Origin of the sequence: Tamlana flava, assembly GCF_041287255.1 — a bacterium.
In the GTDB taxonomy this organism is placed as follows: Bacteria; Bacteroidota; Bacteroidia; order Flavobacteriales; family Flavobacteriaceae; genus Tamlana; species Tamlana flava.
Genome location: NZ_JBGGTX010000002.1, coordinates 944,359 through 956,642, shown reverse-complemented (window position 1 = coordinate 956,642; position 12,284 = coordinate 944,359). Strand labels below are relative to the sequence as shown.

Below are 12,284 nucleotides of genomic sequence, written 5' to 3'. Positions count from 1 at the left end.
GTTGTTAATTTATTATTTAGAGTATAATTCGACGATGAATTGCTCGTTAATGTTTTCAGGGATTTGGATTCTCGCTGGTACAGAAACATAAGTTCCTTGTTTGGTAGCATCGTTCCAAGTAATCCACTCATAAACGTGGCTTGAGTTTGAAAGTGATTTTTCAATAGCTTCAAGCGATTTTGATTTTTCTCTTACAGCAACAACATCACCAGCTTTTAATTGGTAAGATGGAATGTTTACTAATTCCCCATTTACTGTAATGTGTCTGTGTGATACTAATTGTCTTGCACCGCTTCTTGAAGGAGCAATACCCATTCTGAATACTACGTTATCTAAACGAGATTCACAAAGTTGTAAAAGCACTTCACCAGTAATACCTTGTGCTGCTCTAGCTTTTTTGAATAAGTTTCTGAATTGACGTTCTAAAATACCGTAAGTATATTTAGCTTTTTGCTTTTCCTGCAATTGGATTGCGTACTCAGACTTTTTACCACGTCTTCTGTTGTTTCCGTGTTGCCCAGGAGGGTAATTTCTTTTTTCGAATGACTTATCGTCTCCGAAGATAGCTTCGCCAAATTTACGCGCTATTTTAGTTTTAGGACCAGTATATCTTGCCATTTTAAATTTGTTTTTGAGAGTGATTATGAATTAAGGTCTTAATCTTATCCTTCGATAATCGTTAATCTCCCTGTGATACTTGTTAATTATTTTTTCGGTGTGCAAATGTACGTATAAAAAATGAATATCAACTGCAAAAAACAGTTGATATTCATTCTATTATGTACATCTTTTAAACGCGACGTCTTTTTGGAGGACGACAACCATTATGCGGTAGTGGAGTAACGTCTATAATTTCTGTTACTTCAATACCTGCATTATGGATTGAGCGGATAGCAGATTCTCTTCCGTTTCCTGGTCCTTTAACATAAACCTTTACCTTTTTCAAACCAGCTTCTTGAGCCACAGCAGCAGCATCTTCAGCAGCTAATTGAGCAGCATAAGGTGTGTTTTTCTTAGAACCTCTAAATCCCATTTTACCAGCTGAGGACCATGCAACTACATCTCCTTTTTTGTTGGTAAGTGAAATAATAATGTTGTTGAAAGATGCTGTAATGTGTGCTTCACCTACAGAATCAACAATAACTTTACGTTTTTTTGTGCTTGTTTTTGCCATATTTTCTAGTGCTTAGTTATTAGTGATAGTCGCTAGAATCCTAAACCGTAATTTCAAACAGATTCTTTCCAACGTCTAAAGACTAAAGACTAAATATTTCTAATTATTACTTAGTTGCTTTTTTCTTGTTAGCAACTGTTTTTCTTCTACCTTTTCTGGTTCTAGAGTTGTTTTTGGTACGTTGTCCTCTTAATGGAAGACCAGCTCTATGACGGATACCTCTGTAACACCCAATGTCCATTAAACGTTTAATGTTCAATTGTGTTTCAGAACGCAACTCACCTTCAATAGTGTAAGTTCCGACGGCCTCACGAATATTACTAATTTGGTCATCAGTCCAATCTTGAACTTTTGTACCTTCGTCAACTTTAGCAGTAGCTAAAATTTCCTGTGCTCTACTTTTACCTACCCCATAGATATAGGTTAAAGCAATAACTCCTCTTTTGTTTTTCGGTATGTCTACACCTGCAATTCTTGCCATAATTACCCTTGTCTTTGTTTAAATCTAGGATTCTTTTTGTTAATTACGTAAAGTCTTCCTTTTCTACGCACAATTTTACAATCTGCGCTTCTTTTTTTAACTGATGCTCTTACTTTCATGAGTCTTAGTATCTATAAGTTATTCGAGCCTTAGTTAAATCGTAAGGACTCATTTCTAATTTTACTTTATCTCCTGGTAACAATTTGATGTAGTGCATACGCATTTTACCAGAAATATGTGCCGTCACAATGTGACCATTTTCTAATTCCACACGGAACATAGCATTTGACAATGCTTCTATAATTGTTCCGTCTTGTTCTATTGCTGCTTGTTTTGCCATAGTATATAATATTAAGCTACTGCTTTTCTATTTTTACCAGTCTTCATCAAACCATCATAGTGCCTGTTCAACAAATAAGAATTTATTTGTTGCATCGTGTCAATTGCAACTCCAACCATAATCAATAGCGAGGTTCCACCAAAGAATAAAGCCCATCCTTGTTGCACACCCATAAGCTTCACAATAAATGCTGGGAACACAGCAATAAGTGCCAAGAATATAGATCCAGGTAAGGTTATTTGGGACATTATTTTATCTAAATACTCAGATGTTTCAGAACCTGGACGGATGCCAGGAATAAAACCTCCACTACGTTTTAAATCGTCTGCCATTTTATTGGTAGGTACCGTAATTGCCGTATAAAAATAAGTAAACACTATGATTAACAAAGCAAATGTAATGTTATAAACCAATCCAAAAATATCTGAATAATTGGTTTGCAACCATGTTCCAAATGCTGTTTCTTTTAGCAAGTTACTACCTATTAAACCTGGCACAAACATAATAGCCTGAGCGAATATAATCGGCATCACACCAGAGGCATTAAGCTTTAATGGAATGTATTGTCTTGAACCAGCCATGGCACTTTTTTCATAACCACCACTAGCTGTTCTTCTAGCATATTGTACAGCTATTTTTCTCACGGCCATTACCAACATAATTGAAGCAAGGATGATAACAAACCAGATTACCAATTCAATTAAAATCATCATCAAGCCACCATTGCCACCGCCTTCAAGTCTAGTTGCAGCATTTTGTAAAAATGTTTGAGGTAACGTAGCGATAATACCAACCATAATCAATAAGGAAATACCATTACCAATACCTTTATCAGTAATTTTTTCTCCCAACCACATCGCGAAGATACATCCTGTTACCAAAATAGTAACTGAAGAGAAATAGAATAAAGGACCAGTGCCTAACAAGAAAGCACTTTGAGGAATACCAAGAGCTGGCAAACTGGCTAAGTAGCCTGGAGCTTGCAATAAACAGATAGCAATGGTCAACCAACGCGTAATCTGATTAATTTTCTTTTGCCCGCTAGCACCTTCTTTTTGCAACTTTTGCAAGTAAGGAATGGCAATACCCATTAATTGTACCACAATAGAAGCAGAAATGTATGGCATGATACCTAAGGCAAAAACCGAAGCATTGGCAAATGCACCACCAGTAAAGGCGTTAAGCAAACCTAATAAACCACTGTCGGTTTTATCAGCCAAACCACTTAACTGAGCTGCATCAACACCTGGCAACACCACTTGGGCACCAAAACGATAAACCAATAACAGACTCAAAGTAACTATGATTCTGTTTCTTAGTTCCTCAATTTTCCAAACATTCTTTATTGATTCTATAAATTTCATACTTATAAACAAGTCTTATATAGTTACAGCTTCTCCGCCAGCAGCTTCAATTGCCGCTTTTGCTGAAGCAGTAAACTTATTAGCAGATACTTTTAATTTCGCCTTTAATTCACCTCTACCTAAAATTTTAACTAGGTCGTTTTTGCCAACCAAACGGTTTGCAAACAAGGTTTCCAAATCAACTGTATCTGTTATCTTTTTGTCATCAACCAATTGCTGTAAGGTATCTAAATTAATGCCTTGGTAAGCAACACGGTTAATATTTGTAAAACCAAATTTAGGAACACGTCTTTGAAGTGGCATTTGCCCACCTTCAAATCCTACTTTCTTAGAGTATCCTGAACGAGATTTAGCTCCTTTGTGTCCACGAGTTGCTGTGCCACCTTTTCCAGAACCTTGTCCTCTACCTACTCTTTTCCCTTGGCTTTTTACTGAACCTTCTGCAGGTTGTAAATTACTTAAATCCATTTTCAGTTTTATATTTTTAAGCTTCCTCAACAGAAACTAAATGTGAAACTTTAGCAACCATACCAAGAATATTTGGTGTAGCTTCGTGCTCTTTTACTTGACCAATCTTGTTAAGACCAAGAGCTTCTAAAGTTCTTTTTTGTCTTTGTGTGCGATTGATTGCGCTTTTAACTTTTGTTACTTTAATCTTTGCCATTTCTGTCTGTATTAAGCGTTAAAAACTTTTTCAAGTGAAATACCTCTGTCTCTAGCAATGGTATTAGCATCTCTTAACTGCAATAAGGCATCGAAAGTAGCTTTTACCACGTTGTGTGGGTTTGAGGACCCTTGAGATTTTGATAATACATCGTGTACACCAACGGCCTCTAATACTGTTCTTACAGCACCACCGGCAATTACACCTGTACCTTCAGCAGCAGGAATAATGTTTACTCTTGCTCCGCCATATTTTCCTTTTTGCTCGTGAGGTAATGTTTTTCCTTTTAAAGGAATGCGAACAAGGTTTTTCTTAGCATCTTCAACGGCCTTTGCAATTGCACTTGCAACGTCTTTAGATTTTCCTAAACCTTGGCCAACAACACCAGCTTCATCACCAACTACAACAATTGCTGAAAAACCAAATGCTCTACCACCTTTAGTTACTTTAGTAACCCTTTGTACACCAACTAAACGATCTTTAAGATCTAATCCACCTGGTTTTACTAACTCTGCACTTTTATATTTTTGAAACATAATATCTTAGAATTTTAGTCCGCCTTCTCTAGCTCCTTCGGCTAATTGTTTAACTCTTCCATGGTACAAATACCCGCCTCTATCAAAAGAAACTGTATCTACACCAGCTTTTAAAGCCTTTTCAGCAAGTGATTTACCTACTAATTTAGCCACTTCAGCCTTAGTTGCTTTTGCAGAACTAATGTCTTTATCTCTTGAAGATGCAGCACTGATTGTGTTACCAGTTACGTCATCTACCAACTGAGCATAAATTTCTTTGTTACTTCTATAAACAGCTAATCTTGGTCTTGCCCCTGTACCAGAAACAACCTTACGGATTCTGTTTTTTATTCTTAGTCTTCTTTCGTTCTTTGTCAATGCCATAACTTAATTATTAAGCTGATTTACCTGCTTTTCTTCTTATCACTTCACCAACAAACTTGATTCCTTTTCCTTTGTAAGGCTCAGGTCTTCTAAAACCACGAATCTTCGCTGCTACTTGACCAACTAATTGTTTATCATGAGAAGTTAATTTAACTATTGGGTTTTTACCTTTTTCAGTTACCGTTTCAACTTTAACTTCTGGAGCTAAATCTAAAATGATGTTGTGCGAAAAACCTAATGCTAAATCTAATTTTTGCCCTTGGTTAGATGCTCTATAACCTACACCTACCAATTCTAGTTCTTTGGTCCATCCTTTTGAAACCCCTTTAATCATATTGTTCAACAAGGCTCTGTATAAACCGTGTTTTGCTTTTTGATCTTTAGTGTCAGATGAACGTGTTACTAACACATTGCTTTCTTCTACTTTTATTTCAACAGTATCAAACTCTTGTGTTAGCTCGCCTAATTTTCCTTTTACAGTTACTACGCTGTCTTTAACATCAACTGTTACACCTTCTGGAATGGCTACTGGATTATTTCCTATTCTTGACATTTCTTTGGGTATTAAAAATTAGTATACGTAACATAAAACCTCACCACCTACATTATCTCTTTTGGCTTGTTTGCCTGTCATAACTCCATGAGAAGTTGAAACAATGGCAATACCAAGACCGTTAAGAATTCTAGGTAAATCTTTAGCACTGGCATACTTACGTAAACCTGGCGTACTGATTCTTTGAAGTTTCTTAATTACTGGTTCTTTCGTTTCTTTGTTGTACTTAAGCGCAATTTTTATAGTGCCTTGCACAGTGGAATCATCAAATTTGTAACTTAAAATATATCCTTGCTCGAATAATATTTTAGTGATGTCCTTTTTTAAATTAGATGCTGGAATCTCCACCACTCTGTGGTTGGCACGTACCGCGTTTCTAATTCTTGTCAAAAAATCCGCAATTGGATCTGAATACATAATGAATTGATTTTGTGGTTTTGGTTTTCGACCCTACGCCGAACCTTAAACCTGATTATTTAAATAATATTACCAACTTGCTTTTTTAACGCCAGGGATAAGACCTTGGTTGGCCATTTCTCTGAACATAACACGAGAAATACCAAACGTACGCATGTAACCTTTTGGTCTTCCTGTTAACTTACATCTATTATGCATACGAATAGGAGATGCGTTTTTAGGCAGCTTTTGCAGTGCATCGTAATCTCCAGCTTCTTTCAAAGCTTTACGTTTTGCAGCATACTTGGCTACTGTTTTAGCTCTTTTTACCTCACGGGCTTTCATTGATTCTTTAGCCATATCTTAGTTCTTTTGAAAAGGTAATCCTAATTCGGTTAATAATGATTTTGCTTCTTTATCAGTTTCAGCAGAAGTTACAAATGTAATATCCATACCAGAAATCCTGTTCACTTTATCAATGTTGATTTCTGGGAATATAATTTGCTCGGTAATTCCTAAATTGTAATTACCTCTTCCATCAAATCCTGTTGCTTTAATTCCGTTAAAATCTCTAACACGTGGAAGTGCTGAAGTAACCAAACGATCTAAAAACTCATACATTCTTTCTCCACGTAAAGTTACTTTAGCGCCGATTGGCATACCTTTACGTAATTTAAAAGATGCAACGTCTTTTTTAGAAATTGTTGCTACGGCCTTTTGTCCAGATATAGCAGTTAACTCTTCTACAGCGTAGTCAATTAACTTTTTGTCTGCAACTGCAGCACCAACACCTTTAGATATTACTATCTTTTCAAGTTTAGGCACTTGCATTACATTTTTATATCCAAATTCGTCTGTAAGAGCTGCAATTACTCTGCTTTTGTACTCTTGTTTAAGTCTAGGTGAATATGCCATAACTAAATTACTTCATTAGATTTTATTGAAAATCTTACTTTTTTATCGCCTTCCATTCTATAACCAACTCTAGTTGTTTCTCCTTTTGCAGTTAACAACGACAAGTTAGAAATATGAATAGCAGCTTCTTTCTCTACGATTCCTCCTTGAGGGTTTTGCGCACTTGGTTTAGTGTGTTTTTTAACCAAGTTAACACCTTCAACGATTGCTTTGTTCTTGTCTATTAATACCTTTTGCACTTTACCTTCTGCCCCTTTGTGGTCTCCAGCAATTACTTTTACGGTATCTCCAGTTTTTATTTTAAGCTTTCCCATCTTAATATTTTTGTATTAAAGCACTTCTGGTGCTAATGATACAATCTTCATGAATTGTTTGTCACGAAGTTCTCTTGCAACTGGACCAAATACACGCGTTCCTCTCATTTCACCCGCTGGGTTCAACAATACGCATGCGTTATCGTCAAATCTTATATAAGATCCGTCTGGTCGTCGCACTTCCTTTACAGTACGTACTACTACTGCAGTAGAAACAGCACCTTTTTTAATGTTGCCATTAGGAGTTGCATCTTTAACTGAAACAACTATTTTGTCTCCTACAGAAGCATATCTTCTTTTAGTACCACCTAGAACACGTATTGTTAATACTTCTTTTGCTCCAGTGTTGTCTGCTACTTTAAGTCTTGATTCTTGTTGTACCATGATTACTTCGCTCTTTCAATTATTTCAACTAATCTCCAACATTTAGATTTACTCATAGGACGAGTTTCCATAATCCTTACAGTATCTCCTTCGTTGCAGTCATTTTTTTCGTCGTGCGCAACATATTTCTTAGTTTTTAACACGAACTTACCATACATAGGGTGCTTTACTTTTTTAACTTCAGAAACCACAATAGATTTCTGCATTTTGTTGCTAGTAACAACACCTATACGTTCTTTTCTTAAATTTCTTGTTTCCATATTTAAGCAGAATTATTGTGAATCTCTTTTAGTTAATTCAGTCGCAATTCTAGCTACGGTACGTCTTATGGTACGTAATTGAATTGGATTTTCTAAAGGAGATATTGCATGAGCCAATTTCAGGTCTGAATAACTCTTTTTAGTTTCACTAAGCTTCTCTTGTAACTCAGCTACCGATAATTCTTTAATTTCTGATTGTTTCATAATATCAAATAAATTATGCTTCGTAATCTCTAGCGATTAAAAACTTAGTTTTTACTGGTAGTTTTTGTGCTGCCAAACGCAATGCCTCTTTAGCAATGTCTAATGGCACACCTCCTACTTCAAAAAGTACTCTTCCTGGTTTAACAACTGCTACCCAAAGTTCTACGGCACCTTTACCTTTACCCATACGTACTTCAAGAGGCTTTTTTGTGATAGGCTTATCTGGAAATATTTTAATCCAAAGTTGACCTTCCCTTTTCATGTAACGTGTGGCGGCAATACGAGCTGCTTCAATTTGTCTTGATGTGATAAACACAGAATCTAACGCTTTTATTCCAAAAGTTCCACTTGATAGTTGATGCCCTCTTCCGGCATTACCCTTCATGCGTCCTTTTTGCTGCTTACGAAATTTTGTTCTTTTAGGCTGTAACATTTTTCTTTACTTTATAAAAAATTACTTTCTACGACGTGGTGCTTTTGTTCCACGTCCGGCTCCACCTTTTCCTTGCTTTTTGGATAAACCAACAAGCGGAGAAAGCTCTCTTTTACCGTATACTTCACCTTTCATGATCCATACTTTAACACCCAATCTACCATAAGTAGTGTGTGCCTCAACTAAAGCATAGTCAATATCGGCTCTAAAGGTTGATAAAGGAATACGTCCTTCTTTATAGTGCTCGTTACGTGCCATCTCGGCTCCATTTAAACGACCACTGATTTGAACTTTAATTCCTTCAGCATTCATACGCATTGTAGCAGCAATAGCCATTTTGATTGCACGACGGTAAGAGATACGATTCTCTATTTGACGTGCAATACTTGATGCTACTAAAAATGCATCCAGTTCAGGTCTTTTAATTTCAAAGATATTTATCTGAACTTCTTTTCCAGTAATCTTTTTAAGCTCTTCTTTTAACTTGTCTACCTCTTGACCACCTTTACCAATAATGATACCTGGGCGAGCCGTAGTGATAGTAACGGTTACAAGTTTTAAAGTACGCTCAATGATTACTCTACTTACACTAGCTTTAGAAAGACGTGCGTGAACGTATTTTCTAATCTTATCGTCTTCGGCAAGTTTATCGCCATAATCGTCTCCTCCGTACCAGTTAGATTCCCATCCTCTGATAATTCCTAAGCGATTTCCGATTGGATTTGTTTTTTGTCCCATACTCTTATTAAGCTTGTGTGTTATTGTTTGCTCCAACCACTAATGTTACATGGTTTGAACGTTTTCTAATTCTGTGTGCACGACCTTGAGGTGCTGGACGCAATCTCTTTAACATAGATCCACCATCAACTCTAATCTCCTTTACAAATAATTCTGCAGATTCAACATCGGCATCTTCATTCTTTGCTTGCCAGTTAGCGATAGCTGATAACAACAACTTCTCTAAACGGCTAGATGCTTCTTTTTGGTTGAACTTTAAGATATTAAGTGCATTCTGCACCTTTTCACCTCTTACTAAATCGGCTACTAAGCGCATTTTTCTTGGTGACGTAGGACAATTATTAAGTTTTGCAAAAGCAACTTCTTTCTTTGCCTCCTTAATAGCGTCTGCCATTTGTTTTTTACGACTTCCCATAGCTTACTACTTTTTACCTTTATTTTTAGCACCTGCATGCCCACGGAATGAACGTGTTGGTGAAAATTCTCCTAATTTATGACCCACCATGTTCTCAGTTACATAAACTGGTACAAATTGACGGCCATTGTGTACTGCTATGGTTTGTCCAACAAAATCTGGAGTAATCATACTTGCACGAGACCAAGTTTTGATAACCGTTTTCTTGTTAGCTTCAACATTTGCAGCCACTTTTTTCTCTAATTTATAATGAACGTAAGGTCCTTTTTTTAATGATCTTGCCATGTCTTATTTCTTTCTACGTTCTACAATATATTTGTTACTTGCTTTTGTTTTAGAACGTGTTCTATAACCTTTAGCTGGTATACCGTTTCTAGATCTTGGGTGTCCTCCTGAAGCACGACCTTCACCACCACCCATTGGGTGATCGATTGGGTTCATAACTACTGGTCTAGTTCTTGGACGTCTGCCCAACCATCTTGTTCTACCTGCTTTACCACTAACTTGTAATTGGTGATCTGAGTTTGATACCACACCAATAGTTGCCATACAAGTGGTTAACACCAAACGTGTTTCGCCTGAAGGCAATTTAATAGTGGCAAACTTACCATCTCTTGCCATTAACTGAGCAAAAGCACCAGCACTACGTGCCATAACAGCACCTTGTCCTGGACGTAACTCAACACAAGAAATAATGGTCCCTAATGGAATTTCACCTAAAGGCATAGCATTTCCAATTTCTGGAGCAATACCTTCTTTACCAGATACTACATTTTGCCCAACTTGCAATCCGTTTTGAGCAACAATATATCTCTTTTCACCATCTTGATAATTCAACAAAGCGATAAAAGCCGTTCTGTTTGGATCGTACTCAATCGTTTTAACTTCAGCAGGAATTCCTGCTTTGTCTCTTTTAAAATCGATAATACGATACTTCTTTTTATGACCACCACCAATGTAGCGCATGGTCATTTTTCCTTGACTGTTTCTACCACCAGACTTTTTGTTCGGAGCTAATAAACTTTTCTCCGGCTTATCAGTAGTTATGGCGTCAAATCCATTTACTACTCTAAAACGCTGTCCTGGTGTGATTGGTTTTAATTTTCTTACTGACATTGTTGTCTAATTACATGTTACTGTATAAATCAATCATTTCACCTTCCGCCAGTTGTACAATCGCTTTTTTAACAGCGTTTGTTTTACCATGTTGAATACCTGTTTTTGTGTAACGGGTTCTTCTATCTGGACGGACATTTATAGTACGAACTTTTTCAACAGAAACACCATAAGCAGCCTCAACCGCTTTTTTGATTTCTATCTTATTCGCCTTTGTATCAACCGCGAAAGTATAGCAGTTTCTTAACTCGCTATCTGCAGTCGCTTTTTCTGTGATTATAGGTTTAATTAAGATACTCATCTGTTTCTTATTTACTTAAGTTTGATTCAATTCCTTCTAAAGCTCCTTCTAAAAGCACTACTTGATTAGCATTCATGATTTTATAAGTGCTTAATTCTGAAGTAGTTATAACCTCCGAGCCTTTTAAATTGCGCGATGACAAATATACGTTATTATTTGACCCACCCAACACAAACAGAGATTTTTTGTTTTCAAGCTCTAAAGCCTTTAAAACTGCGGTAAAGTTCTTTGTTTTTGGCGCATCAAAATTAAAGTCTTCTAAAACTGTAATTGACTGTTCACCAGCTTTGATACTTAATGCAGATTTACGTGCTAAACGCTTAAGGTTTTTGTTAAGTTTGAAGCTGTAATTTCTTGGTCTTGGACCAAACATACGTCCACCACCTTTAAATACCCCAGACTTAATACTACCAGCTCTAGCGGTACCAGTTCCTTTTTGCTTTTTAATCTTACGAGTGCTTCCAGCAATCTCAGCTCTTTCTTTAGATTTGTGAGTTCCTTGACGCTGATTGGCCAAATATTGCTTAACATCTAAATACACAGCGTGATTATTAGGCTCAATAGCAAACACATCTTTAGAAAGGTCTGCCTTTCTACCTGTGTCTTTTCCGTTTATATCTAAAACTGCTACTTTCATTACTTTCTAATAATTACATAAGAATTTTTGTGTCCAGGCACACAACCTTTAACAACAAGTAAGTTCTTTTCAGCAACTACTTTCAAAACTCTTAAATTTTCAACTTTAACCTTTTCTCCACCTGTTCTTCCGGCCATTTTCATGCCTTTAAACACTCTTGCAGGATAAGAAGCCGCACCAATAGAACCAGGTGCTCTTAAACGGTTGTGCTGACCGTGGGTAGCTTGACCTACACCACCAAAACCATGACGTTTTACAACACCTTGGAAACCTTTTCCTTTTGAAGTTCCGGAAATGTCAACAAACTCTCCTTCAATAAAATGTTCAACAGTGATTGCATCACCTAATTTGTACTCCTCCTCAAAACCTTTGAATTCAACAACTTTGCGTTTTACAGAAGTACCCGCTTTTTTGGCATGACCTAAGTCTGCTTTTGTAGCGCTTTTTTCTGTCGCGTCATCGAAACCAAGTTGAACAGCTTCGTAGCCATCAACTTCTTTAGTTCTGACTTGGGTAACGATACATGGTCCAGCTTCGATTACTGTACAAGGAATGTTTTTCCCGTTTTCATCAAAGATGCTGGTCATACCGATTTTTTTTCCAATTAACCCAGACATAATTATTAATTTAATTTATTACTTATTTAAAAAATTTCAGGGACAAAATACCTTTCGTCCCTGAAATGTATTTTTCCGT

Annotated in this window: 26 protein-coding genes; all 26 read right to left on the bottom strand. The window is 36.6% G+C overall.

The annotated features are described in order from the left end of the window. Positions 1 to 12 precede the first annotated feature (12 nt). Positions 13 to 618: a 30S ribosomal protein S4 gene (rpsD, locus tag ACB104_RS08725; RefSeq protein WP_370477957.1), complete on the bottom strand. Its 606-nt coding sequence runs from the start codon at positions 616 to 618 to the stop codon at positions 13 to 15. A 172-nt stretch (positions 619 to 790) separates the two neighbouring features. Continuing rightward, entirely contained in the window at positions 791 to 1,174 is a 384-nt protein-coding gene (gene rpsK, locus ACB104_RS08720) for a 30S ribosomal protein S11 (RefSeq protein WP_370477955.1), read from the bottom strand. 106 nt (positions 1,175 to 1,280) lie between these two features. Further along, positions 1,281 to 1,655 carry a 30S ribosomal protein S13 gene (gene rpsM / locus ACB104_RS08715; protein WP_370477953.1) on the bottom strand — a complete coding sequence of 125 codons (375 nt, stop codon included), beginning with the start codon at positions 1,653 to 1,655 and terminating at the stop codon, positions 1,281 to 1,283. 2 nt (positions 1,656 to 1,657) lie between these two features. Further along, positions 1,658 to 1,774 (bottom strand): type B 50S ribosomal protein L36, encoded by a 117-nt coding sequence (gene ykgO / locus ACB104_RS08710; RefSeq protein WP_013305171.1) that lies wholly within the window; start codon positions 1,772 to 1,774, stop codon positions 1,658 to 1,660. A gap of 5 nt (positions 1,775 to 1,779) precedes the next feature. Continuing rightward, the gene (gene infA, locus ACB104_RS08705; RefSeq protein ID WP_007094967.1) at positions 1,780 to 1,995 is read right to left on the bottom strand and encodes a translation initiation factor IF-1; all 216 of its coding nucleotides are present in this window, start codon (positions 1,993 to 1,995) and stop codon (positions 1,780 to 1,782) included. Between the two features lie 11 nt (positions 1,996 to 2,006). After that, positions 2,007 to 3,359: a preprotein translocase subunit SecY gene (gene secY / locus ACB104_RS08700; protein WP_370477951.1), complete on the bottom strand. Its 1,353-nt coding sequence runs from the start codon at positions 3,357 to 3,359 to the stop codon at positions 2,007 to 2,009. A gap of 15 nt (positions 3,360 to 3,374) precedes the next feature. Next, positions 3,375 to 3,827, bottom strand: a complete 453-nt coding sequence (gene rplO / locus ACB104_RS08695) for a 50S ribosomal protein L15 (RefSeq protein WP_370477949.1) — start codon at positions 3,825 to 3,827, stop codon at positions 3,375 to 3,377. A 16-nt stretch (positions 3,828 to 3,843) separates the two neighbouring features. Further along, positions 3,844 to 4,023, bottom strand: coding sequence for a 50S ribosomal protein L30 (gene rpmD, locus ACB104_RS08690; protein ID WP_370477948.1), 180 nt, complete (start codon positions 4,021 to 4,023; stop codon positions 3,844 to 3,846). Between the two features lie 11 nt (positions 4,024 to 4,034). Beyond that, positions 4,035 to 4,559: a 30S ribosomal protein S5 gene (gene rpsE / locus ACB104_RS08685; RefSeq protein ID WP_370477946.1), complete on the bottom strand. Its 525-nt coding sequence runs from the start codon at positions 4,557 to 4,559 to the stop codon at positions 4,035 to 4,037. A 6-nt stretch (positions 4,560 to 4,565) separates the two neighbouring features. Next, positions 4,566 to 4,922, bottom strand: a complete 357-nt coding sequence (rplR, locus tag ACB104_RS08680; protein WP_370477945.1) for a 50S ribosomal protein L18 — start codon at positions 4,920 to 4,922, stop codon at positions 4,566 to 4,568. Between the two features lie 10 nt (positions 4,923 to 4,932). Continuing rightward, on the bottom strand, positions 4,933 to 5,475 hold the full coding sequence (rplF, locus tag ACB104_RS08675; RefSeq protein WP_370477943.1) for a 50S ribosomal protein L6: 543 nt from the start codon (positions 5,473 to 5,475) through the stop codon (positions 4,933 to 4,935). A gap of 18 nt (positions 5,476 to 5,493) precedes the next feature. Further along, positions 5,494 to 5,892, bottom strand: a complete 399-nt coding sequence (gene rpsH / locus ACB104_RS08670) for a 30S ribosomal protein S8 (RefSeq protein ID WP_370477941.1) — start codon at positions 5,890 to 5,892, stop codon at positions 5,494 to 5,496. Positions 5,893 to 5,961: 69 nt separating this feature from the next. Next, complete coding sequence (gene rpsN / locus ACB104_RS08665) at positions 5,962 to 6,231, bottom strand: 30S ribosomal protein S14 (RefSeq protein WP_370477940.1); 270 nt, start codon at positions 6,229 to 6,231, stop codon at positions 5,962 to 5,964. A 3-nt stretch (positions 6,232 to 6,234) separates the two neighbouring features. Then, complete coding sequence (gene rplE / locus ACB104_RS08660; protein WP_370477938.1) at positions 6,235 to 6,786, bottom strand: 50S ribosomal protein L5; 552 nt, start codon at positions 6,784 to 6,786, stop codon at positions 6,235 to 6,237. A 2-nt stretch (positions 6,787 to 6,788) separates the two neighbouring features. Then, positions 6,789 to 7,100 (bottom strand): 50S ribosomal protein L24, encoded by a 312-nt coding sequence (rplX, locus tag ACB104_RS08655; RefSeq protein ID WP_370477937.1) that lies wholly within the window; start codon positions 7,098 to 7,100, stop codon positions 6,789 to 6,791. Positions 7,101 to 7,115: 15 nt separating this feature from the next. Next, positions 7,116 to 7,484, bottom strand: a complete 369-nt coding sequence (rplN, locus tag ACB104_RS08650) for a 50S ribosomal protein L14 (protein ID WP_027138502.1) — start codon at positions 7,482 to 7,484, stop codon at positions 7,116 to 7,118. A gap of 2 nt (positions 7,485 to 7,486) precedes the next feature. After that, the gene (gene rpsQ / locus ACB104_RS08645) at positions 7,487 to 7,744 is read right to left on the bottom strand and encodes a 30S ribosomal protein S17 (RefSeq protein WP_042245209.1); all 258 of its coding nucleotides are present in this window, start codon (positions 7,742 to 7,744) and stop codon (positions 7,487 to 7,489) included. 12 nt (positions 7,745 to 7,756) lie between these two features. Next, positions 7,757 to 7,948, bottom strand: coding sequence for a 50S ribosomal protein L29 (rpmC, locus tag ACB104_RS08640; RefSeq protein WP_370477935.1), 192 nt, complete (start codon positions 7,946 to 7,948; stop codon positions 7,757 to 7,759). A 13-nt stretch (positions 7,949 to 7,961) separates the two neighbouring features. Then, positions 7,962 to 8,381, bottom strand: coding sequence for a 50S ribosomal protein L16 (gene rplP, locus ACB104_RS08635; protein ID WP_370477933.1), 420 nt, complete (start codon positions 8,379 to 8,381; stop codon positions 7,962 to 7,964). Between the two features lie 21 nt (positions 8,382 to 8,402). Next, entirely contained in the window at positions 8,403 to 9,119 is a 717-nt protein-coding gene (gene rpsC / locus ACB104_RS08630) for a 30S ribosomal protein S3 (RefSeq protein ID WP_370477932.1), read from the bottom strand. A gap of 7 nt (positions 9,120 to 9,126) precedes the next feature. Further along, positions 9,127 to 9,534 (bottom strand): 50S ribosomal protein L22, encoded by a 408-nt coding sequence (gene rplV / locus ACB104_RS08625; protein ID WP_370477930.1) that lies wholly within the window; start codon positions 9,532 to 9,534, stop codon positions 9,127 to 9,129. A 6-nt stretch (positions 9,535 to 9,540) separates the two neighbouring features. Beyond that, entirely contained in the window at positions 9,541 to 9,819 is a 279-nt protein-coding gene (rpsS, locus tag ACB104_RS08620) for a 30S ribosomal protein S19 (RefSeq protein WP_027880209.1), read from the bottom strand. Between the two features lie 3 nt (positions 9,820 to 9,822). Next, a complete protein-coding gene (gene rplB / locus ACB104_RS08615; RefSeq protein ID WP_370477928.1) occupies positions 9,823 to 10,650 on the bottom strand; it encodes a 50S ribosomal protein L2 in 828 nt (275 codons plus the stop codon). Positions 10,651 to 10,660: 10 nt separating this feature from the next. Continuing rightward, a complete protein-coding gene (gene rplW / locus ACB104_RS08610) occupies positions 10,661 to 10,951 on the bottom strand; it encodes a 50S ribosomal protein L23 (RefSeq protein WP_370477926.1) in 291 nt (96 codons plus the stop codon). Between the two features lie 7 nt (positions 10,952 to 10,958). Further along, positions 10,959 to 11,588, bottom strand: a complete 630-nt coding sequence (gene rplD, locus ACB104_RS08605; protein ID WP_370477924.1) for a 50S ribosomal protein L4 — start codon at positions 11,586 to 11,588, stop codon at positions 10,959 to 10,961. Then, positions 11,588 to 12,205, bottom strand: coding sequence for a 50S ribosomal protein L3 (rplC, locus tag ACB104_RS08600; protein ID WP_370477922.1), 618 nt, complete (start codon positions 12,203 to 12,205; stop codon positions 11,588 to 11,590). Before rplC ends, rplD begins: the two co-directional genes overlap by 1 nt. Positions 12,206 to 12,284 lie beyond the last annotated feature (79 nt).

Excerpts from the sequence above, each read along its gene's own strand:
- rplC (WP_370477922.1), bottom strand. The coding sequence starts at position 12,205 with ATGTCTGGGTTAATTGGAAAAAAAATCGGTATGACCAGCATCTTTGAT.
- infA (WP_007094967.1), bottom strand. The coding sequence starts at position 1,995 with ATGGCAAAACAAGCAGCAATAGAACAAGACGGAACAATTATAGAAGCA.
- rplN (WP_027138502.1), bottom strand. The coding sequence starts at position 7,484 with ATGGTACAACAAGAATCAAGACTTAAAGTAGCAGACAACACTGGAGCA.
- rplD (WP_370477924.1), bottom strand. The coding sequence starts at position 11,588 with ATGAAAGTAGCAGTTTTAGATATAAACGGAAAAGACACAGGTAGAAAG.
- rpsH (WP_370477941.1), bottom strand. The coding sequence starts at position 5,892 with ATGTATTCAGATCCAATTGCGGATTTTTTGACAAGAATTAGAAACGCG.
- rplB (WP_370477928.1), bottom strand. The coding sequence starts at position 10,650 with ATGTCAGTAAGAAAATTAAAACCAATCACACCAGGACAGCGTTTTAGA.
- ykgO (WP_013305171.1), bottom strand. The coding sequence starts at position 1,774 with ATGAAAGTAAGAGCATCAGTTAAAAAAAGAAGCGCAGATTGTAAAATT.
- rplP (WP_370477933.1), bottom strand. The coding sequence starts at position 8,381 with ATGTTACAGCCTAAAAGAACAAAATTTCGTAAGCAGCAAAAAGGACGC.
- rpsC (WP_370477932.1), bottom strand. The coding sequence starts at position 9,119 with ATGGGACAAAAAACAAATCCAATCGGAAATCGCTTAGGAATTATCAGA.
- rplO (WP_370477949.1), bottom strand. The coding sequence starts at position 3,827 with ATGGATTTAAGTAATTTACAACCTGCAGAAGGTTCAGTAAAAAGCCAA.
- rpmC (WP_370477935.1), bottom strand. The coding sequence starts at position 7,948 with ATGAAACAATCAGAAATTAAAGAATTATCGGTAGCTGAGTTACAAGAG.
- secY (WP_370477951.1), bottom strand. The coding sequence starts at position 3,359 with ATGAAATTTATAGAATCAATAAAGAATGTTTGGAAAATTGAGGAACTA.
- rplR (WP_370477945.1), bottom strand. The coding sequence starts at position 4,922 with ATGGCATTGACAAAGAACGAAAGAAGACTAAGAATAAAAAACAGAATC.
- rplE (WP_370477938.1), bottom strand. The coding sequence starts at position 6,786 with ATGGCATATTCACCTAGACTTAAACAAGAGTACAAAAGCAGAGTAATT.
- rpsN (WP_370477940.1), bottom strand. The coding sequence starts at position 6,231 with ATGGCTAAAGAATCAATGAAAGCCCGTGAGGTAAAAAGAGCTAAAACA.
- rpsQ (WP_042245209.1), bottom strand. The coding sequence starts at position 7,744 with ATGGAAACAAGAAATTTAAGAAAAGAACGTATAGGTGTTGTTACTAGC.
- rplW (WP_370477926.1), bottom strand. The coding sequence starts at position 10,951 with ATGAGTATCTTAATTAAACCTATAATCACAGAAAAAGCGACTGCAGAT.
- rplX (WP_370477937.1), bottom strand. The coding sequence starts at position 7,100 with ATGGGAAAGCTTAAAATAAAAACTGGAGATACCGTAAAAGTAATTGCT.
- rpsE (WP_370477946.1), bottom strand. The coding sequence starts at position 4,559 with ATGTTTCAAAAATATAAAAGTGCAGAGTTAGTAAAACCAGGTGGATTA.
- rplV (WP_370477930.1), bottom strand. The coding sequence starts at position 9,534 with ATGGGAAGTCGTAAAAAACAAATGGCAGACGCTATTAAGGAGGCAAAG.
- rpsM (WP_370477953.1), bottom strand. The coding sequence starts at position 1,655 with ATGGCAAGAATTGCAGGTGTAGACATACCGAAAAACAAAAGAGGAGTT.
- rpsD (WP_370477957.1), bottom strand. The coding sequence starts at position 618 with ATGGCAAGATATACTGGTCCTAAAACTAAAATAGCGCGTAAATTTGGC.
- rpsS (WP_027880209.1), bottom strand. The coding sequence starts at position 9,819 with ATGGCAAGATCATTAAAAAAAGGACCTTACGTTCATTATAAATTAGAG.
- rplF (WP_370477943.1), bottom strand. The coding sequence starts at position 5,475 with ATGTCAAGAATAGGAAATAATCCAGTAGCCATTCCAGAAGGTGTAACA.
- rpsK (WP_370477955.1), bottom strand. The coding sequence starts at position 1,174 with ATGGCAAAAACAAGCACAAAAAAACGTAAAGTTATTGTTGATTCTGTA.
- rpmD (WP_370477948.1), bottom strand. The coding sequence starts at position 4,023 with ATGGCAAAGATTAAAGTAACAAAAGTTAAAAGCGCAATCAATCGCACA.